Origin of the sequence: Paenibacillus sp. CF384 (assembly GCF_900106745.1) — a bacterium.
GTDB lineage: Bacteria > Bacillota > Bacilli > Paenibacillales > Paenibacillaceae > Paenibacillus_Z.
On record NZ_FNNV01000008.1, the window covers coordinates 28,887 to 49,751 of the forward strand.

21 protein-coding genes are annotated in these 20,865 nt (G+C 46.9%); 18 read left to right on the forward strand and 3 right to left on the reverse strand.

Annotation, left to right across the window (positions count from 1 at the left end):
• Positions 1-52: 52 nt before the first annotated feature.
• The 9 genes from BLW29_RS14640 (at position 53) to BLW29_RS14680 (ending at position 7,318) form a co-directional block, all read left to right on the forward strand.
• Positions 53-604 carry a GNAT family N-acetyltransferase gene (locus BLW29_RS14640; RefSeq protein WP_177186635.1) on the forward strand — a complete coding sequence of 184 codons (552 nt, stop codon included), beginning with the start codon at positions 53-55 and terminating at the stop codon, positions 602-604.
• A 1-nt stretch (position 605) separates the two neighbouring features.
• Complete coding sequence (locus tag BLW29_RS14645) at positions 606-1,586, forward strand: aldo/keto reductase (protein WP_090980752.1); 981 nt, start codon at positions 606-608, stop codon at positions 1,584-1,586.
• Between the two features lie 123 nt (positions 1,587-1,709).
• Entirely contained in the window at positions 1,710-2,264 is a 555-nt protein-coding gene (locus tag BLW29_RS14650; protein WP_090980753.1) for a DJ-1/PfpI family protein, read from the forward strand.
• A 333-nt stretch (positions 2,265-2,597) separates the two neighbouring features.
• A complete protein-coding gene (locus tag BLW29_RS14655; protein ID WP_090980755.1) occupies positions 2,598-4,103 on the forward strand; it encodes a malate:quinone oxidoreductase in 1,506 nt (501 codons plus the stop codon).
• 314 nt (positions 4,104-4,417) lie between these two features.
• Positions 4,418-5,131: a class I SAM-dependent methyltransferase gene (locus BLW29_RS14660; RefSeq protein ID WP_256208624.1), complete on the forward strand. Its 714-nt coding sequence runs from the start codon at positions 4,418-4,420 to the stop codon at positions 5,129-5,131.
• 28 nt (positions 5,132-5,159) lie between these two features.
• Positions 5,160-5,687: a GNAT family N-acetyltransferase gene (locus tag BLW29_RS14665; RefSeq protein ID WP_090980757.1), complete on the forward strand. Its 528-nt coding sequence runs from the start codon at positions 5,160-5,162 to the stop codon at positions 5,685-5,687.
• 146 nt (positions 5,688-5,833) lie between these two features.
• A complete protein-coding gene (locus tag BLW29_RS14670; RefSeq protein ID WP_090980759.1) occupies positions 5,834-6,316 on the forward strand; it encodes a DUF2975 domain-containing protein in 483 nt (160 codons plus the stop codon).
• A gap of 10 nt (positions 6,317-6,326) precedes the next feature.
• Entirely contained in the window at positions 6,327-6,536 is a 210-nt protein-coding gene (locus tag BLW29_RS14675) for a helix-turn-helix domain-containing protein (RefSeq protein WP_090980761.1), read from the forward strand.
• Positions 6,533-7,318 carry a DUF817 domain-containing protein gene (locus BLW29_RS14680; RefSeq protein WP_090980763.1) on the forward strand — a complete coding sequence of 262 codons (786 nt, stop codon included), beginning with the start codon at positions 6,533-6,535 and terminating at the stop codon, positions 7,316-7,318. The genes BLW29_RS14675 and BLW29_RS14680 overlap by 4 nt, the downstream gene beginning before the upstream one ends.
• 41 nt (positions 7,319-7,359) lie before the next feature.
• Here BLW29_RS14680 and BLW29_RS14685 read toward each other — a convergent pair whose 3' ends face one another.
• The gene (locus BLW29_RS14685) at positions 7,360-8,061 is read right to left on the reverse strand and encodes a protein-glutamine gamma-glutamyltransferase (RefSeq protein WP_090980765.1); all 702 of its coding nucleotides are present in this window, start codon (positions 8,059-8,061) and stop codon (positions 7,360-7,362) included.
• An 858-nt stretch (positions 8,062-8,919) separates the two neighbouring features.
• On the opposite strand from BLW29_RS14685, the gene BLW29_RS14695 reads away from it, so the two are divergent.
• Positions 8,920-9,201 (forward strand): hypothetical protein, encoded by a 282-nt coding sequence (locus BLW29_RS14695; protein WP_090980769.1) that lies wholly within the window; start codon positions 8,920-8,922, stop codon positions 9,199-9,201.
• Between the two features lie 59 nt (positions 9,202-9,260).
• On the opposite strand, the gene BLW29_RS14700 is transcribed toward BLW29_RS14695, so the two are convergent.
• The gene (locus BLW29_RS14700; RefSeq protein ID WP_177186636.1) at positions 9,261-10,805 is read right to left on the reverse strand and encodes a M20/M25/M40 family metallo-hydrolase; all 1,545 of its coding nucleotides are present in this window, start codon (positions 10,803-10,805) and stop codon (positions 9,261-9,263) included.
• A 196-nt stretch (positions 10,806-11,001) separates the two neighbouring features.
• Between BLW29_RS14700 and BLW29_RS14705 the strand changes: the two genes are divergently transcribed.
• The 3 genes from BLW29_RS14705 (at position 11,002) to BLW29_RS14715 (ending at position 15,539) form a co-directional block, all read left to right on the forward strand.
• On the forward strand, positions 11,002-11,604 hold the full coding sequence (locus BLW29_RS14705; RefSeq protein ID WP_090980772.1) for a histidine phosphatase family protein: 603 nt from the start codon (positions 11,002-11,004) through the stop codon (positions 11,602-11,604).
• Between the two features lie 283 nt (positions 11,605-11,887).
• Positions 11,888-13,735 (forward strand): ABC transporter ATP-binding protein, encoded by a 1,848-nt coding sequence (locus tag BLW29_RS14710; protein WP_090980774.1) that lies wholly within the window; start codon positions 11,888-11,890, stop codon positions 13,733-13,735.
• A complete protein-coding gene (locus tag BLW29_RS14715; protein WP_177186637.1) occupies positions 13,710-15,539 on the forward strand; it encodes an ABC transporter ATP-binding protein in 1,830 nt (609 codons plus the stop codon). Before BLW29_RS14710 ends, BLW29_RS14715 begins: the two co-directional genes overlap by 26 nt.
• A 69-nt stretch (positions 15,540-15,608) precedes the next feature.
• Here BLW29_RS14715 and BLW29_RS14720 read toward each other — a convergent pair whose 3' ends face one another.
• The gene (locus BLW29_RS14720) at positions 15,609-16,601 is read right to left on the reverse strand and encodes a Gfo/Idh/MocA family protein (RefSeq protein WP_090980777.1); all 993 of its coding nucleotides are present in this window, start codon (positions 16,599-16,601) and stop codon (positions 15,609-15,611) included.
• Between the two features lie 319 nt (positions 16,602-16,920).
• Between BLW29_RS14720 and BLW29_RS14725 the strand changes: the two genes are divergently transcribed.
• The 5 genes from BLW29_RS14725 to BLW29_RS14745 all read left to right on the forward strand — a co-directional run bounded on the left by BLW29_RS14725 (position 16,921) and on the right by BLW29_RS14745 (position 20,844).
• A complete protein-coding gene (locus BLW29_RS14725; RefSeq protein WP_090980779.1) occupies positions 16,921-17,433 on the forward strand; it encodes a DUF6886 family protein in 513 nt (170 codons plus the stop codon).
• 39 nt (positions 17,434-17,472) lie between these two features.
• Positions 17,473-17,931 (forward strand): hypothetical protein, encoded by a 459-nt coding sequence (locus BLW29_RS14730; protein WP_090980780.1) that lies wholly within the window; start codon positions 17,473-17,475, stop codon positions 17,929-17,931.
• Between the two features lie 43 nt (positions 17,932-17,974).
• Positions 17,975-18,553: a GNAT family N-acetyltransferase gene (locus BLW29_RS14735; RefSeq protein ID WP_090980782.1), complete on the forward strand. Its 579-nt coding sequence runs from the start codon at positions 17,975-17,977 to the stop codon at positions 18,551-18,553.
• Between the two features lie 90 nt (positions 18,554-18,643).
• On the forward strand, positions 18,644-19,036 hold the full coding sequence (locus tag BLW29_RS14740) for a VOC family protein (protein WP_090980784.1): 393 nt from the start codon (positions 18,644-18,646) through the stop codon (positions 19,034-19,036).
• 182 nt (positions 19,037-19,218) lie between these two features.
• The gene (locus BLW29_RS14745; protein WP_090980786.1) at positions 19,219-20,844 is read left to right on the forward strand and encodes a S8 family serine peptidase; all 1,626 of its coding nucleotides are present in this window, start codon (positions 19,219-19,221) and stop codon (positions 20,842-20,844) included.
• Positions 20,845-20,865: the final 21 nt, after the last annotated feature.

Consider the following 20,865-nt stretch of genomic DNA (forward strand, 5'->3'; position numbering starts at 1 on the left):
AGTTTAAGGGAGATGTCCTAATGAAATCAGTAATGGATTTGGAGGAAGGATCTTGGAAATCCTAGGTGAGAAAGTATTGCTTAGAGAGTACACGGCTGACGATTTTTCTTTCTACAGGGAGTTAGAACAACATAGCTATACCTACAAATACGAGAGCCGCCACCCGAATCAAGATCAAATCAAAGCGAATTTCGAAGCGATCTTGGCCGATAACGATGCGAATCCTCGTGTCGTCTATGCATTTCTGCTATGTGATCGATTCGACTCCCGTCCTATTGGCAGAGTCAGAATCAAATTAAACTGGGCGGAAATCAACGAGTGGGAGATCGGCTGGGCACTACATCCTGATCATTGGAAGAAAGGCTACGCAACCGATGCGGCAAAGACATTAATTCGCTTTGCTTTCAGCAACCTTCATGTCCACCGAGTAGTCGCATACGCCAATGCCGAGAACGAGCTTTCCGAACGAGTCATGATTAGAGCCGGCATGATCAAGGACGGTATACTAAGAGAGACCAGATTATGTAACGACAAGTGGTGCAATGAAGTGATTTATTCAGTACTGGAAAGTGACTTGTCCAAATTTGATGGAAGCGGTGAATAGGATGGAATATGTGAAACTCGGTAATACGGGCCTCGATGTGTCTCGGCTTTGTCTTGGATGTATGAGCTTTGGCGTTGCAGAGCGATGGACGCATCCGTGGATTCTTGATGAAGCGAACAGTCGTCCCATTATTAAGAAAGCGCTCGAGCTTGGAATTAATTTCTTCGATACGGCGAATGTTTATGCAGATGGAACAAGCGAAGAAATTGTGGGACGAGCACTTAAGGAATATGCCAATCGCGATGAAATTGTGCTGGCGACGAAGGTTCATTTTCGCATGCATGAAGGACCTAATGGTGCCGGACTTTCGCGCAAGGCTATCATGAGTGAAATCGATAAGAGTCTGAAACGATTGGGAACCGATTATGTGGACCTGTACCAGATTCACCGCTGGGATTACAACACGCCTATCGAAGAGACGATGGAAGCGCTGCATGACGTTGTAAAAGCGGGCAAGGCAAGATACATCGGTGCTTCTGCGATGTATGCCTGGCAATTTCTCAAGGCGTTACATGTAGCGGAGACCAATCGGTGGACCCGGTTTGTGTCGATGCAGAATCATTTGAACCTTCTGTACCGAGAAGAGGAGCGGGAGATGATGCCGCTTTGCAGAGCCGAGAAAATCGGCGTCATTCCCTATAGCCCGCTTGCATCCGGACGATTGACGCGTGACTGGTCGGAAACAACGCATCGCTCCGAAACCGATCAAGTTCAGAAATGGAAATACGATGCAACTGCAGATGGGGATCGGTTGATTGTAGATCGCGTTGCGGCAATTGCAGAACAACGCGGCGTTCCTCGTGCTCAGATCGCATTGGCCTGGTTATTGCAGAAACAGCCGGTAGCCGCACCGATTATCGGGGCAACGAAAGTATCTCATCTCGAAGATCCGGTAGCCGCTCTGTCCGTTGTGCTGACAAGTGAAGAAATTGCTTCGCTGGAAGAGCCGTATGTGCCTCATCCGGTGGTAGGCGCAGTTTAGTTGTACGCTTGACCCAATAGCGACAACGGATCAACGGATTCGACATTTTATGCCTCTTTACAGATATTTCCTCTTCATGGACAATGAATAAGGGTTCTAATTTGTTCATGGAGCGTGATGGAGTTGTCCAAGAAGATTCTCATCCTCACTGGTGATGCCGCTGAGTCGTTGGAAGTTTATTATCCGTATTTCCGCGTATTGGAGGAAGGGTTTGAAGCCGTTATCGCTGCTCCAAGCGTGAAGACGCTGCGAACGGTCGTCCATGATTTCGAAGGCTGGGATACCTACACGGAAAAGCCTGGGTATCAACTGAATTCGCATATCGCTTTCTCCGAGGTTGATCCATCTGAATATGACGGATTGATCATCCCTGGCGGCAGAGCTCCTGAATATATTCGACTGGACGACAACGTGCCTCGAATCGTCAGTCATTTCTTCGAAGCGGATAAGCCTGTCGGCGCGATCTGTCATGCGGCACTTATTCTAGCCGTCGTTAACAATCGCAGCTATTTCGAAGGCCGCTCCATGACTGCTTACTCCGCATGTCGCCCGGATGTTGAGGCGCTCGGCGCATCCTACGCCAAAGAAACCCTTTGCGTAGACGGCAATATTATTTCCGGTCACGCTTGGCCGGATCTCCCCGGCTTCATGCGGGAGTTCTTGAAGCAAGTGAAATAGCACATGATAAGGAGCCCGCAGCGGGCTTCTTTTTATTTTGCAACCTTTGATGTTTATTTGAATCGCCGGCCTTGGAGAGATTTGGCTTTGTTATTTGATAGGAAGAAATGGTTAAACTAATACGGGTATGGAATATGTTTGTTTTACTGGTACACGAATTTGTAAAGGATTATTGACCCCAATTATTTTAATCTCTAAATAATAGTGATACACTAGGAGAGAGAAAAATGACCGGAAAAGATGTGTGATAAGGTTTTACCCTGGCTTGCTGTGGCGCTTTAGCAGGAACGCTCACATCCTTTCTGCAAATCGTAGAGTAGAAGGACGGTAAACATGAGCAACAGACAAACGAATACAGACGTTATCTTAATCGGTGCCGGAATCATGAGTGCTACCTTAGGTTCGCTGCTTAAAGAATTGATGCCGGATTGGAACATTACGGTGCTCGAGCGGCGCGCAACCGCAGGTGAGGAAAGCTCAAACGAATGGAATAATGCAGGAACAGGACATTCTTCACTTTGCGAACTTAACTACACCGTCGAGAAACCGGACGGCTCCATAGATATTAGCAAAGCTATTAAAGTGAATGAAGAATACCAGGTTTCGAGACAGTTCTGGTCTTATCTGGTGAACAGCAACTTGATTCGTAATCCACAGGACTTTATCGTACCCGTGCCTCATATGAGTTTTGTTCAAGGGGAACAAGACGTATCCTTCTTGAGGAAACGGTTTAAAGCGTTGGAGCACAATCCGCTGTTTGACGGGATGGAGTATTCCGAAGATCCGGCGAAGCTGAAGGAATGGATTCCGCTGATGATGAAAGACCGGAATGTCAATCAACCTATCGCAGCGACAAGAATCGAATCGGGTACAGATGTTAACTTTGGCGCTTTGACGCGCATCTTGTTTGATCACCTGAAGAGCGAGAACGTCGATATTAAATTCAACCATAACGTGGATGATATTAAACGTGCGTCTGACGGCACTTGGGAGCTGAAAGTGCGCGATGTTGCGTCCGGCAAGGTAGAACGTCAAACGGCGAAGTTCGTCTTCATCGGCGGTGGCGGCGGAAGTCTGCATTTGCTGCAGAAATCCGGTATTCCGGAAGGAAAAGGAATTGGCGGATTCCCGGTAAGCGGACTCTTCATGGTGTGTCAGAACCCGGAAGTCGTCGCGCAGCATCGTGCGAAAGTCTACGGACAAGCTCCGGTCGGCGCGCCTCCAATGTCGGTTCCGCATCTGGACACACGGGTCATCGACAAGAAAGAATCTCTGTTCTTCGGACCGTTTGCCGGGTTCTCACCGAAGTTCTTGAAATTCGGCTCGATGTTCGATCTGTCGTCTTCCGTTAAAGGGCATAACCTTGTTACGATGATGGCAGCCGGCGTGAAGAACGTTTCCTTGACCACCTACCTGATTAAGCAAGTTATGCTATCCAAAGAGAAACGCATGGAAGCATTGCGGGAATTCGTTCCGAATGCAAACAGCGAGGATTGGGAATTACTAGTAGCAGGCCAGCGCGTACAAATTATTAAAGATACTGCGGCCGGCAAAGGAACGCTGCAATTCGGTACGGAAGTAATCAGCGCCGCTGACGGTTCCATTGCGGCATTGCTTGGTGCATCTCCGGGTGCTTCCACGGCAGTCTCCGTTATGCTTGAAGTCATCAAGAAATGCTTCCCTACACACATCAACGAGTGGGAGCCGAAGATCAAAGAAATGATCCCATCTTACGGCGTGTCCCTGCTGAAGAACCCGGAGTTGATCCGTCAACATCAGCTTTCAACAGCGCGGGCACTTGGACTGAGCGAGAAGGTATCGCTTCAGGCATCGCACTAGAAGGATAGATGAAGCAGCCGAAATCATTCGGCTGCTTTTTTTGCGTTGCGTTGGTCTAAACGACCGGCTATGGATGTTAGCTATAAATAAGAAATTACAGAAGAGCATCTTTCTCTTTTTTAGGATATAAATGTAAAGTATCATTGCCTATAGGAATGGTAATTTACTTCCACAATTACAGTGGGGCTCCCGGAGGTACAGATGATCGAGCGAAATTCGACTTACAATATTGAGAAGGCCGTGCTTGGTTACACAGATGAGCTGGCTCGCTTACAAGTGCAAGTGTTGATGGGTGGGAGAAAGAGTTTCGTAACTTGCAATGGTTCGGCTTACAGGACGGAATGCGAATTCTGGAAGTAGGCAGTGGGCCTGGATTCTATACGGAACAGCTAGTCGGACAGTTGCCCCACAGTGTCATTACCGCTTTGGAGGTTGACTCGGCGCTCTTGAACGAAGCCCGTAATCGAATAGATCCACAATTCTCATCGCAGTTGGAGTTTGTCCATGCCTCTGTCTATGATACGGGGCTGCCGGACAATACCTATGATTTCGTTATTGCAAGGCTGCTCTTCCTTCATTTGAAAGATCCACTGACGGCGGCCAGAGAAATTTCTCGTGTGCTGAAGCCGGGAGGGAAGCTGGTCATCATCGATGTCGATGACGGGATATTTGGTGCGCTGCATCCCAACTTACCTATGCTGCCCTCCGTATTGCAGAAGGTTGCGGACTATGTGGCCGCAAATGGCGGGAATCGATTGATCGGCAGAAGCCTGCCGAGGCTGTTGAAACAAGCCGACTATACGGATGTGGATATGGATTCGATTCTCCAGCATAGCGATTTGATTGGTATCGACGGTTTCCGGTATCAGTTTGATAGCAGACGCTTCATGGGTTTGAACCAGAATGGAGTTATTACGCAGGAAGAGCTGGACCACATGAAACAGGCCTCGGAGAATCTGAATACTTCGTCTGAGGCGTATGCTATGCTGAACTTTGTGATGGCTTGCGGCACGAAGGCGCGTAGCTAATTTCATTCCACTTAGGAGGCAACGGACGATGATTACGTTCATGCAAATGAAGCTCGAAGATGCAGCATCCATACGAGACATTGACCGTTCGGAAACCATCCATGTGATCTATACATGCAAGAACGGCATTCTGGATGAGACTAAATCGGAACATGAATGTCCCAATTGGGGGGAAGACGATTACTTAGCCATCATTTCTCGCTATGAATATGAACTTCGAAGCGGCGGGGCAGCTTTTGGCGCCTATGATCAAGATAAACTAGTTGGATTCGGTGTCTTGGCTCATCCATTCAGAGGTCCGGATAACAAGCAGCTGCAGGTCGATCTGATGTATGTTACACGGAACTACCGGCGGCAAGGCATCGGCAGGCGTATCTTGGATTTACTAAGTAATGAAGCCATCGCAAGAGGGGCGGAGTATCTCTATATTTCCTCGACCGAAACGGAGTCCGCAGTAAAGTTCTATTCCAGCTGCGGCTCGCTACATACGTTAGAGGTGGATAAGGAACTGTTTGAAAAAGAACCTCATGATATCCATATGCTTAAGAAGCTTTAATAAATGCAGGCTACCGGATGCTTAATGGCGGCCTTTTTTATTGCGATAAACAACATAAATAGAGCGATTAACAATTTAAATTTATTGCAAAACAATAAATTATGTGATAAATTCAAGTGGAGAATAACGAAAATGAGGTGCATGACATGGAACGAGGCTCAACCCTCTTCTTAAAGGTAACTATTTTTCTGCTTGGCATTCCGGTTCTGGCCATGTGCATATTTGTAATCCCTGAGATCGCGAATTATCTAGCTGAACTGTATCCGGATCATACGTATCTGAAATATTTTGTGTGTATCGATCTATATGCAACAGTGATTCCCTTCTACATTGCGCTGTATCAAGCTTTCAAACTGTTAGACTACATTGACAAGAATCAAGCTTTCTCGGATGTTGCCGTTACTGCGTTGAAGAATATCAAAACTTGCGCGCTCATCATCAGTGCTTTGTTTGTACTAGGGATGCCGCTCTTCTACCTCTTGGCCGAGAGAGACGATTCCCCGGGCGTTATCGTAATCGGGATGGCGTTTATCTTTGCTTCGCTCGTTATTGCGGTCTTCGCGGCGGTGCTTCAGAAGCTGCTGAGAAATGCCATAGATATCAAATCAGAAAACGACCTAACGGTCTGAGGTGAATAACATGGCGATCATAATTAATATTGATGTGATGTTGGCGAAGCGGAAAATGAGCGTAACGGAGCTTTCGGAGCGGGTCGGCATTACGATGGCGAACCTGTCCATTCTGAAGAACGGGAAGGCTAAAGCGATTCGGATCTCCACGTTAGAGGCGATTTGTAAAGCATTGGATTGTCAGCCGGGAGATGTCTTAGAATACCGAATGGATGAATGATGAGAAGAGCGCTGCTGCAGCTCGTTCGTTTCGGCTGGGAGCAGGCATGGTCTTGTCTGTTTCCCGTTGTGATTTTCGCTTCGCTGGCTTTCACGCAGCTTATCAAGATTCCTTGGCTGCCGAGATACGATTTGCTGCTGCTCATTTGCCTTACGATGCAGTGGTGGATGGTTCGTTCCGGTCTTGAATCCCTTGATGAGCTTAAGGTCATTACCTTGTTTCACATCATAGGCTTGGCACTTGAAATCTTCAAAGTGCATATGGGTTCATGGTCATACCCTGGTGAGGGGTACACGAAGGTGTTTGGCGTTCCGTTATACAGCGGTTTTATGTATGCGAGTGTTGCAAGTTATCTCTGCCAGGCTTGGCGGCGAATGGATGTTGAGCTGGTTAGATGGCCGCCGTTCCCGGTGGTGGTCACACTTGCGGCTATGATTTATTTGAACTTCTTCACACATCATTATTGGATCGATGCTCGTTGGTGGTTGTCAGCACTTGTTCTCATTGTATTTTGGCGGACTTGGGTCACCTTCATGGTCGGCGGTACCAGATACCGAATGCCGCTTGCACCTTCATTCCTGTTAATTGGATTCTTTATCTGGATTGCCGAGAATGTTGCCACTTTCTTCGGAGCATGGGAATATCCGGATCAAGCCGGTTCGTGGCGGATCGTACATGTTGGTAAAGTGAGCTCATGGCTGCTGCTCGTCATTGTCAGTTTTCTGATTGTAGCGACTTTGAAGCTGGTGAAAGTAAGGCATGTCCCGCGCGGGACTAAATGATAGAAGGCCAGGAAGAGCATATGCTCTTCCTGGTCTTTGTGCTAACGGCGGATATATCTGCGTGCTCCGATGCTCGCGCCTACTGCATACCGATTTGGCCATTTGGTATTGTAGTACATGCGAATATCAGCCGGAGCGTATTGGGACAAATGATAGAAATCCGGATAAACGAACCGATCCTCGAGGTAAGCGGATTTCGTTGCATCTTCAATGCGTCGTTTGTTCAGCGATGCAATGATGCCTTCTCCACTCTTGATGCCAATGCCGTGCCCAAAATAAAGGTCGTCGCCAAGCTTCACGACATTCTCGCCTTGCCATTCCATTTTGTCCGGATTGACGTCCGGGTTCTTAAAGTATAATACGTCGCCGGGCTGCGATTGTTCGCTTGGCGCATCTTCACTGATTAGCCCGAGGTCACTGTCTGCTTGCCAGGAGTGCAGGTATAGCTTCTGAAATAACCGATTAAACGGGCTTTCTCCGAGCGTATCCAGGACGGCTTTGTACAACACGATGATGATGGCCGTTGCACACTCGAAGCCGTATTTTTTCCCGTTCGAGAAAATATCTTGGATGGCGTCGGCCGGCATCACGTCCTCCCTGAGTTGAAATCCGCCTTCATCCGTCAACGTCCAATACTTCTCATTGCAAAACGACTTCTTAAACGTAGCAAATCCCGCTGGGCTGCTTTGCAACTCCCTAGCTGCCGCGATAATATTCGACCGTAAGGTCGGTTCGAACTGCATGTCGCCTCTGCCTCCTCAACCTTCTCCAAAATGCCTATTTCATTGTATGGGCAATGGAGGCAATCGGTCTCCGGATTCAGAAGAAAATACAGAGCTGCTCCCGGGTGTGGGATCAACAACTCTCTTGCAACCTGTAACGGTTGTGAGAGTGCTTATTTAGCTCATAAATCCCGTTTTCATTTTCTAACGGTTGCCAGCGAGCTTATTTGGGCATTTTTCGATCGAAACCAACCGGTATGCAGGGAATAACGATGCTGGCAACCGTTAAAGTTTTAAAAGGTGGTTATTTCATGAAATAGCCACGCTGGCAACCGTTACAGAATCCATTGGCACTATTGAGGGTAGTGATGCGTATGTTTATTGTCGACTGACAGTAATGGCTCCGATAAGTTTACCAAGCAGTCTAGTGGCAGGTGGTTCGGGATCTTTAATGCCCCAGGTTAAAATAAGCCTGTTCCAGTATGTGGTATATTCAAACAAGGAGAACGGCATAGGCATAGGCCATTCAGTACGATTAATAGATATGGAGGAAGTGCAGCGTGTTCAAGTTAAAAGATATGATCATAGGTATCATCATTTCAGCATTACTACCCCTTGCTCTGCTCATATTTATAAAGTATAACTCGACCTCTACTGTAGAGGATGCGGATGGTTCTGTTACTCAGACGGCTATTTGGATTAGTTTCACGTTGTCATCCTACTTATTTACAGTGGTTTGTATTTTTATCTTTTTCATGATCATATATACGATAATCAGGGTGTTGAGGAAGAAGTGAGGAATGGTGAAAAAGTTGTCGGAAATTTACTCCATGACAAGTAGTATTGAACTAAACCCGGACTAGGAGTGTGATTGACTGCATGAATGACAGGATAGCTACAATTATGTCTCTATGTGAACAACTCAATGAAGAAGAGAAAACATTAATTACCAATACCCTTTCGAATCATTTTGAGAAGCAATTACAGCTTTCTGTTGCAGAACTCTCAACATGTAACGAAGATGAGCTAATCATTATTAGGAACGTAATAAACGGAGTTATTCTAACTAAAAATCATGTACCAAACATAGTTGAAGCGTATGAACGATTAAAGGACACGGATGTACCTCGAAAAATTTCCTTAGGTCGGACCGAAGAATGATAGTCATAGAATTGAAAAACAACCTTAGCTCGGCAATTCGCCGGACTAAGGTTGTTGGTTTATTGAGGATAGAGAAGGTTCTGCAGCATGACTGCAGCTTCTGCTCGGGTTACGGATTTTTGGGGAGCGTATGCGTGGTTCGGCATGCCCTGCATGATTTGCAGCTCCGTTACGAGCGCGACAGCATCTTGAGCGTACGCGGCAATTTTTGAACGGTCCGTGTAGGTGGCTAAAGCGGCTTCAGGATTTTTGGCCTCGCCGATCTTCTCGTAAGCTTGGAGTACATTTGCTGCCAACACGGCTATCTGTTCACGGGTAATCGGCGCATTTGGGTTAAACATGCCGTTTCCGTTGCCTTGGGCGAGCTTCCATTGAACGACCGACGCGATATACGGATAATACCAATCTTCGGGACTGACGTCGGCGAATGGAATGGTGGCGGTTGGATCGAGCAGTCCCAAGCCTCTAGCCAGCATCGCGATGAATTCAGCGCGAGTTACCTGCCGCTGTGGATGGAAGCCATTGGCGCTGTCGCCGAGAACGATGTCTCTGGAAGCGAGCGATTCAATGGCATCGATTGCCCAAGGAGTCGCGGAGATATCGGTGAATGCGAGAGCGGCGGGCGGTTCTTTTATCTCGAGGAGCAACTGTGTAAGCAGGCGCGTGAAGGAGCAGAGATGTTCCTCGATGCGTCCGGGATAGGTAGCGGCGATGTAATCGGTCGTGTCTTTCGGTGTATGCCAGATCTCGCCGTCTTTCTCTGTTTGCGTATACCCGTCCATTGCGCCGAGCTGCCAGTTAGTAGCTTCCAAGTACCCATAAGGAATTCCGGCATATTTAAAAGCAACGTGATCGCTGGCATCGATAGTCGTTCCCGCAGGATATAAGGGATTGAGGCCGGTTTGCGTCGAAATGTTCAGGTTAAGACGCTTGGCAATGTCGAGGCCAAGGTCGCGCACGAATCCGTCGGTGCCGCTATTGCCGTAAATATGCATATGATCGCCAACCGCCAAGCTGTCCAGGTTGATCATGGCAACGGCGTTGTTAATCTCTTCCTGGGACAGCTGGGATACGTAATAATTAGACCCTTCGAGTCCGACCTCTTCCGAACCGAACGCGAGGAACTTGATCGTGTAAGGAACCTCTGATTTCAAGACTGCTTTCGCAGCTTCGAGCATGACGCTGACACCAGATGCGTTATCGTCGGCGCCTTTGCTGACGCCTACCGAGTCGTAATGGGCGCCAACATACAGAACGCGCGCGGATTTGCCGGGCATCGTGGCCACGACGTTCGCCGAATGGATGGTTTGACCGTTGTCTCCCTTGTATTCGAATGGCTGCATTTGCGCGGTTAAGCCGATTTTGCCGAACTCTTGCAAAATGAACGCTCCCGCCTTGGCTTCCGCCTCGCTGCCGGCAACCCGGGTGCCGATCGTGGAGCTTAAATATTGCATCGTTTGCAAGGCGTAATAACCAGGATTGCCTTCCTTCAATGTGAATGCTCCGGATTCTTCCGCGTAAACATTCGGCGAAGCGATTGTGCCGGCTAGTAGAATTGCAGCAAGCAAAGGTATTACCCGTGCTTTCATTTTAAAACCAGGCATCGAATTCCCCCTAAACATAAATGGATAGGAGAGAATTCGATGCGCGGCTGGTGAATTCCTTTCCGTAATAAGGCAGCTAATGGGAGTTTAGTTATATTCTTCTTTCTAAAGATAGAAGTAGATGATAATATTAAATTAGATATGCATCTAATTTAATATTTATCTAATTTAATATCGGTATGAAGGAGTTGGAGAAATGAGTACAACTTTTTACCTTGTTAGACATGCAAAGAAAGAAAAGGGGATTGGAGACGTCTCCATAACTCTTGAAGGGTTATCCGAAGCCCAAAAGACTGCAAGCCATCTTCGCAACGTGCAATTATCCCAAATCGTATGCAGCCCGCTCAATAGAGCTAAGCAGACAGCCCGTATTATTGCAGAATCCATAAACAAAACAATAGCAGAGGATTCTAGGCTGAGAGAGCGTGCCAACTGGGGAGACTTACCTGGACAAACATTTCAGGAGTTTGTGGCAATGTGGGACCGGTGCACGAAGGAACGAGAGTTTACTCCTCAAGTCGGGGATTCCGCAAGAAGTGCAGGTGAGAGGCTGGCATCATGTTTACAGGAATTATCAGTTCAATATCCGCATGAAAGCATCGTTATTGTTACTCATGGCGGATTGATAACAGACTTCATGGTAAATGTATGTTCTGAAATCGAACTGACGGAGTGGAACTCGAACTTTGTAAGTGAACAAAGCAATTTGGTTGCAGAGTGTTCGATAACGAAGGTGATTTATAGGAATGGGGCGGTTGAATTAGTTGATTTTGCTAATACAGCACACTTATATGACTAAACTAACAAGCAGCGATAGCACAAACAAGGTGCCGAGCAAGTTGAGGAAGGATGGGGTTACCAGTTATTCACTCTAGAACAAGCAGGAAAACGGGAATATTCTGAAGAAATTAGAGGGATCTATTCCAAATAGCGGTAAATTCTACTGTTAGTTGAATCTCCTAAATCCTGCAAAGTCAACTAATACTTGATAGGTTGTCATTCGCGGGTGTGCTATGCTGATTCCGACATTGCACGTCATGATGCTGCACGATTAATGATAACTACCACAAGGGGGATTTAGAGTGTCAACTGAGAAAGGAGCGGAGTATTCCGCTTGGTCAAACATCAAATATGCTATGCGGTTGCACTGGCGGGCAAGGCCACTTACGCTGATTTGTTGTGTCATCTCGGTGCTGGTTGGTGTTGGTCTGCCATTTGTAAGTATCCTTATGCCCAAAATTGTCATCGACAATATTACAGCAGGTGTCACGCCAGGCAACTTTATATTGTCAGTTGGTGCCATGGCGCTTCTTCTGGCCTTGCTGAGCAGTGCGAAGAGCTATGCCGACCTCATTACCAATGAATCTGTCGGTACGATCAGCATATTGAAACATCTTCAAACTACGATGCATAAGCATCTGCATATGGACTTCGAGGTGCTGGAGAGCCCCGGATATGCCAAGCTGGGGGAAAAAGCATGGCGCGCCATGCAAAGTAACCACTCTCCCGCCTCCAACGTACCGCGCAACATTTCACAGCTTGTTATGAACGTACTAGGCTTTCTGACATACGGGATGGTTATTGTAACGGTACATCCTCTAATTATTCTCTTTCTAGCTGTTTCGGCCGGAATCAATTGGCTGGCGCTCTCGCGAGCCCGCAAGATTGAGCTGGCCACGCGCGAGGAGCGGTCGAAGCTTCATGGCAAGCTGTGGTACATCCAGAAAGTATCGAAAGAGTCGTCAGGCGGCAAGGATATACGCTTATATGATCTAGGCAGTTTAATCAACGGTATCTTTCAAAACGTACTCGCTACCAGCACCAAGAAAGAACGAGAGGTAGCGACCGGCGATATGAAGGCTCAGCTGTCGGATGCAGCGCTCAGCCTCCTGCGTGACGGAGCAGCATATGCGTTTCTCATTTATTTGCTTCTCAACGACAAGATGACCTTGGGCAATTTCGTGCTCGTCTTTGCCGCCATAGGCGCGTTCTCCGGTTGGTTATCGGGCATATTGAGAAGCTCCAGCGAGCTTATGCGAGCTTTAAGCGAGATGTCGGATATCCGTGTTTATCTTGACGTCCCTGATATTTCTAATACCGGTGCTGGCAATGCGCTGCCGTCCGGAGAAATGCTGCCTCCCGCGATTACGCTTCGAAACGTCGGATATACCTATCCCGAGGCAACCAAACCGACCCTTAACGGCATTGATCTTGCTATTATGCCGGGAGAGCGCATTGCGATTGTCGGGGGTAACGGAGCAGGCAAGACGACGTTTATCAAGCTCATATGCGGGCTCTATAAGCCGACAACCGGCGAGATAACGCTCGGAGGCGTCGACATCACGCGTTATAACAGAGATGAATTCTACTCGCTCTTCTCGACGGTGTTTCAAGATATTCATCTGTTCTGCTGCGATATTGCCGGAAATATATCTCAACAATCGCCGGAGAAGACCGATTACGAGAAGGTCAAGAAATGCTTGGAAATAGCCGGTCTTATGGATAAAGTAAACGGGCTTGAGAAAAAGGAGTCGACGCTTCTTGTACGCCGCGTACACAATGATGCCATTGAGCTCTCTGGCGGTGAGCAGCAGAAGCTGGCACTGGCGCGCGCACTGTATAAAGACGCGCCGGTTATTATCCTCGATGAGCCGACTGCTGCGCTCGATCCTATCGCGGAGAGCGAAATCTATCAGCGTTACGCCGAGCTGACAGCCGGTAAAACCTCTATTTATATTTCCCACAGACTGGCAAGCACGCGATTCTGCGACAGAATTCTGTTCATTGAAGGCGGAGTTATCGCCGAGTGCGGGTCGCACGATGAACTTATGAGACATTGCGGGAAATATGCGGAGATGTTTAACGTCCAGTCCCACTACTACAAGGACGGGGAGGTTTCCGAGAATGAAGACGCGCTCCATCTGGCATAACCTGCGCCGGGGATACGGGATTGTAAATCGCCTTTCGCCGACCTATATTCCACTTACTTTCGTCTCTTCTTTTATTAAAGCCGTACAGCCGTTAATGATTCTTTTCTTGTCTGCACAGATCATTAACGAGTTAGCAGGCGCGCGCGACGTAAGTCGCATTATCCTGTACGCCGTACTTGCAGTAGGACTTGGATTTGTTTTGTCAGCTGCCAATGCCATGGTTTCTCGCCGGATTACGACGCTAAACAGTACTTTGTGGGCACGGTTCTACTTCTTCCTGGGCAATCGCTATATGCAGATTAATTACGATCAAGTGGAAGATACAATGAATAATGAAATGTTAGCGGATATTGAAGCGAAGACAAACGGCAACGGACTTGGCATTCTTCGCCTGCACCACAGTTTGCCGGAACTGTTGCAGCCCTTTTTTGAACTCATCTTGTCAATCGTACTGTTCTTCGGCATGTTCACGGCTGCCGCGTCCTACGAGAAGACATTCATAACATCACCGACTGCCACTGTGCTGCTGATCCTTCTTATCCTGCTTATCCTTCCTTTCACCTATGTACTCAAGAAAAGGGAGGAGAGGATCCAGAAGACGGTGTTTGAGGAAAACCCGAAGGCAAACACCTATGTCCATTTCTTTAACGAGTATATGCAGGTAAAAAATGCGGCCAAGGATATTCGCCTCTATAAACAGGCGTCAGCAATCGAGGACCACTACAATAAATCCGTGGGGGCGGAGTTCTGGTACAGAATTTTCGACTTAATCGGTAAGAACAACGCATTGGCAGCGGCCGTGAACGCCGTATTAGGCGGCTGCGTCTATCTCTTTATCGGTCTGCGTGCGTTATATGGCATGTATCCATTGGGCAGCGTGGTTCAATATATCGGGGCAGTTACCGGCGCTGTTAACGCGCTGGCCAAGCTTGTCTCGGTTCTGGGCAACTTTATTACAAACAATCAGTACCTCGAACGAAGCTTCGAATATCTTGATCTGCCGGACAACATGCGAGAGAGCATTGGAAGCAGGCAAATCCCGGAAGGGGATCTGGAGTTTGAGTTCCGCGACGTGTCGTTTAAGTATCCCGGTGCCGATACCTATGCCATTAAGCAGCTTAGCATGGCTTTTCATATCGGCCAGCGGGTTGCTGTTGTGGGGTTGAATGGCAGCGGCAAGACGACTATGATTAAGCTCCTTTGCCGGCTTTATGAACCTACGGAAGGTGTAATCACTTTAAACGGCATCGATATTAGGGAATACGACTATTCGGCTTATATGGGCGTGTTCAGTGTCGTGTTTCAAGATTTTAAACTCTATTCCTTCTCACTTGGCCATAACGTTGCCGCTTCCGAAAGCTATGACGCAGAATTGGCAGAGGAATCGCTCATCATGGCAGGGTTTGGCTCGAAATTAAACCATATGTCTGGTGGGCTTAATACCTTCTTGCATAAGGATTTTTCGGATGACGGTGTTGAGATTTCGGGAGGCGAAGCGCAAAAGGTCGCGCTGGCAAGGGCACTGTATAAGAATGCGCCTTTTGTGGTACTTGACGAGCCAACCGCGGCACTGGACCCTATTGCGGAGTTCGAGATCTATCCCCGTTTCAATGAGTTGATTAGCAACAAGACAGCCATCTTCGTCTCCCATCGGCTTTCGTCCTGTAAGTTCTGTCATGACATCGCCGTGTTTCACGAGGGTCGTCTTATCCAACGCGGCTCCCATGACAAACTCATAACCGACCGGGATGGGAAATACGCTGAACTGTGGAATGCGCAGGCGCAATATTATGTCGGCACGTGATCGATAGAAAGAAGCCACTCCTATTGAGATTGAGGAGTGGCTTCTCTTTATACAAAGGCGTCTTATCATTTAGTTGTGCAGTTCAGCCAACGAGACTACGCGTTTCTCAGCCACAGAAAGATAAGCGGCCTCCATCACTCTTGTCAAATCGGTTGCAAACTCGTTATTCTCGTCTGGTTGCGTATCATTCATAATATGGCCTACCCATTGCTCGATGGCAGTAGGCAGGTCAGGAAGATGGTCAATGGTGACCCATTCCTGTTGTTCCAGCTTGTTGCTGCGAACGCGGATCACGTCATCCGGTACTCCGTATAGAAGCGTCCCTTCCGTACCGTGAATTTCGATGCAGAATGGGGAATGAGGAGTGAGGTAGCCGGTTTCAAGAATACCGACTGCACCATTCTCGTATTGAAGCGTTACGGTTGCATTGTCCTCTACTTCTTTGCCCGTTACGTAGCCGAAGCTGGCCGTAACGCTCTGCGGCAGTCCCAGAAGATAGCGCGTCAGATAGACAGGGTGACATCCCAGATCGATAAGGGCGCCGCCTTGGCATTGCTCCAGATTATAGAAATGATCAGGAAGCCAATTGCCGGTCGTTCCGTTATGTGCGTTACGAACCCGGACTTGAGTCAGCTGGCCGAATAGGCCTTGATCTATTAGACCTTTAATCGTTGGGGTATAACGTTCGTTCAGGCGGAACATTGAAACCGTGAATTTGACGCCGGCTTCCCGTACAGCAGCTTTAATTTCATTCACTTCTCTCAGTGTAGCCGCAACTACTTTCTCTGTGAAAATATGTTTGCCAGCGCGAGCTGCCTTCACCATCACATCGCGGTGCATGTTTGTTGGCGCATCCACGACGACGGCATCGATATCTGTACGGGCCAGCAGCTCATCTAAATTAGCGAAGAACGGTACGCCCAGTTGGTCTGCGATCTCTTGTCCGCGGACAGGAAGCTCATCCCATATAGCGGCTACCTCAAGGTTTGGGTTGGCTTGCACTTGATTAGTGTAATCCCAGGCATGAACATGCCAATAGCTGAGCATGGCTACGCGAATCATACGTGAATTCCTCCTAAGAGTTTGGATGATGGATTAGGGTTAACAGCCATTCCCGGGACATCCGTCCCCAGGTGAAGCTGCTACAAGTTGTAGAATGCCATGTCTATCAACAATTGGCAATGTACAATAAGCTAATCGAAGCGCCTTTTAAAGATAGAATCGAGATTTTGCTAATAATATCTTCATAAAATGACAATATCTGATACAATTGGGCGATAGGTGTAGCAATTTGTATTAACCAACAACAATCCAATATTAAGTAGGGGTCGTAGATTGGCGATCGGCGGCTTTACTAAGTAAAGGGGAGGATTAATCAATAATGCTTTTTCACTTCAGTGAAGACGATAGTATCGGTATATTTGAACCAAAAGTGAAACAGAATCGTCCTGAATTTCCTGCGGTAGTTTGGGCAATTGATGAAGAGCATGAATTTACTTATTACTTCCCTAGGGATTGTCCTCGAATTGTGTGCAGGAGAGATGAGACGACAACAACTCAACACTTAGATTTATTCTTTAATCATTCCATTGCCAATACCATAGTTACGGTGGAAAGTGATTGGTATACGAGGATATCAAAGCAAACTCTATATAGATATTGCTTCGACGATGAGGGGTTTGAGCTTATTGATGAAACAGCTGGCTATTACATCTCTCGCCAAGTAGTTCATCCGATCTCAGTTGATCAATATGATAACTTGTTGGAGAGATTACTCCTAAAAGGAGTGGAATTAAGATTCACAACAAATTTATACCCGCTTAGGGAGGCCATATTAGCTTCTGATTTTAAAGGATTTGGGATTCATAGATTCAATAACGCCAAAAAAATCTAACTATTGAACAGTAAATTTAGTAGCAAAGGAGTAGGATAATTGAAATTTTCCAGATTCGTGTTACTTCTTATTGTGCTGCTAACTTTAGGGGCAATCACCTATTTTACGTATCCCTTAAAAATTCAATATATACTGCCAACCACAGATAATATTCAAAACATTCAAGTGATTCATATTACAGGCGGACAGTTTCTCGAATATGAATTTAAAAATAAGCAAGAATTCATGAATCATCAAAATGAGTTGGTTAACATTCTGGATGCCGCATCTTTTCGAAGAAGAGTTACTCATTTTCAAGGCGCTACTGGTGATGCAATTATGATTATTTTTATGTATAAAGATAAGGACGGCAATAATAGAAATTATATGGTTGATTATCGCGAATCCGGAACTTTTATGGTTGAGAATAAAGATTATCAACAATACGGGAAGTCGAAGTTAACCTTCGATAACCTTGTAGCTTGGTTACAAAAAGAAGGATCCTTGTTAAAGGATTAATGTGTAATGTCTATCAATCACTAAGTGGTAGGAGGGAGTTTCAATGCTCACATTTCATGAATTGGAAGGGGAGCGCGTACGGTTGCTTCCCCTTGAACGCGAGCATGCAGCTCCCTTGTTTCAGGCTGCCGACGATCCCCGGATAGGGATGCATTATCCATCGTCAATCCGGAACATGGAAGAGACTGAAGCATTTATTGAGAAGGCAATTGAAGGCCGGAAGCGGGGCGAGCAATTTCCGTATGCTATCTTCGATAAGGAACTGCAGGCTTTCGTAGGCTCTACTCGGTATCTGCGTATCTCGGAGGAACACCGCAATTTAAATATCGGCTCGACCTGGTACTCGCCGCTGGTTTGGAGAACAAGGGTCAATACGGAAGCCAAATATCTCTTACTTCGCCATGCCTTCGAAGCGATTAGCATGAACAGGGTCGAGATTATCACGACGCCGGATAATGTCCGATCACAGCGAGCCATCGAGCGATTAGGAGCAGTTAAGGAAGGCGTATTACGAAAAAAGTACCGCGGTCTTGATTATATCGTTTACAGCATCCTCGATTCGGAGTGGCAGGAAGTAAAATCCATGCTGGAGGGCTATCTTGATGCTAGTGCCTACAAATAGCCTTGATAAGGATAGTTTATATAGTGCAGCGATGCTCTTGCGCAGCCAGCATGAATGGCAACGGTAAACGTTTAGTGAGGGGATATAACTATGATAAAAGGATTATTTGAAACTCATTTGTTCATTCGTGATTTGGATATCTCCATCGAGTTTTACGAATCGCTTGGATTGAAGCTAGATGTCCGTTATGAGAATGTTGCTTTTTTATGGATTACAGATGAGAAAAAACATATGCTTGGACTCTGGAAAGTCAAAGAGGAGGACATGAATAAACGTCATTTTGCTTTCAATGTGAATTTTGAAGATTTAATCCTTGCTCCTCAGTATTTAAGCGATAGAGATATTCGTATTAAGCCAGTATTTGGTCGTGGCACCGAAGAGCCGATCGTACATACATGGATGCCGGCCGCTGCTTATTATTTTGATGATCCCGATGGTAACGAGCTTGAATTTATATCAATGCTCGACGGTGAACCGATGTAACTTTCATATGTACCCTATCTAAGTGAGTGGTATGTAGAAAATAAGAAAAAGCAAGAAGATCTTTAAGCTAATGAGCAACGACAGTTCGGATTGGTAGCGGAAAGCGAGAAGAGTACACCAAAGTAAGGGCCGAGGGAAAAGAATCCCCGGTCCTATTTGTTCAATCGAGGGGGGGCGGTCGAATGTCGTGGTCTTCAATTAGAGAATTCCTTCGGATTCCGGAGGAACTCACTGGTAAAGGTGTCGGTATAGCTATTGTGGATGGTAGTTTCCCGAACCATCCGGACATTGCTACAAATGTACGCCGAAATAGTTATCTCGTGAAAACATCCGAGCCCGATCCTCATCCTACTTTACATGTGGCGAATGACGGACCCTGGAACAGAGGTTTACATGGATTGTGGACAGCGGCAGCAGCTGCTGGCTCCGGCTACTTATCAGATGAACGATATGCTGGAGCTGCCCCTGATGCGGATCTCTACTTGTTGGAGACGGGGCGCTTCAACACCATCGAAGAAATTGAGCATAAATTTGAAGCCGCTTTAAGTTGGCTGATCTTGAATTGGCGTCAGTATAATATTAGAGGAGTAGTATTAACGATTGCATCAACGCGTGATACGGGACTTCTACCTTGGCAAGCTGATCCGATTCGAATACGATGCGAACAACTTTCAGTGGATGGTCTTCTCGTAATCGTAGCGTCGGGTAACACGATGGAATTAACTTGCAGTGGGCCGGCTTCGTCACCGTCTGTCCTGTCGGTTGGCGGCGTGATCATCTCAGAGGATGCAGCAATCAATCAGGCTAGGCCATACCACGGCTGCAGGGGCAATACCTTTGAAGGCAAGTGGATACCTGAGATTCTAGCGCCAGCTGAAAATCTGGTTTTACCAATGCCTTTTCAGACACTTGAAGAGAGACGAAGTCATTATACAGCATCTAATGATAACCTGCCTGAAGGTTATGCCAGAACAGAAGGCACTTCATTTGCGGGTCCAATTATATTGGGATGTGCAGCATGTATTTGGCAAGCACAGCCCAATTGGACTGCGAACCAAGTGAAAGCTGCAATGATCAGCAGCTCGATAAGGAATGAGATGTGGGACGAATTGTATGCGGGTTTAGTTGATGTTGCGGGAGCTGTAGAAGCGGTACCCCCAATCGAAAATAGCTATAAACCGTATTGCGAATGGAAAGATTGGCAAAGTAAAGACCAATCAACGCGCATAGAGGCAATGCAAGATCAGGATGAGGCACTCATTACTTCTGTTTTATTGTCTTTCTGCGGGGAACTGTTCTCTGACGAAGTTGCGGAACAACTGCTTTCATTATCGAATCACAAGTCCCACAAGGTTCGTACAGCTGCAATAACGGCTCTAGGATTTCACTCAGGCAAGCTTTCAAGCAGTGCTTTACGTCGGTTGCTTTGCGATGACTCTAGTTACGTTCGAATGGCAGCACTGTTTGCTTTGAACAATTGTCCCGAAATGTGGCAGGGGTTAACTGATGAAATTATAAAGCTATTTCAGGATCCTGATGTGAACCTCCGATACTGTTCAATAAAGCTCGCTTCAGCGATAAATAACCATGGTTTTATAGAACCGCTTATTTCTGGTCTTTATGAAGATGCGTTACTCCAACGCGTCTCACTATTCGGAGCGAGGTGCAATGCTCTCGAAGCGATCACTGGTATTGCCTTCGACCCGATGCCAGAATGGCGAGATGGGCAGTGCTTTTACTCGGATCGGAGTAAACAAGCAAGGTTACATATAGCCCAGAAATGGGCTCAATGGAAGGTAGTTCATTGATTAAAGGCTTCGTTTACTATC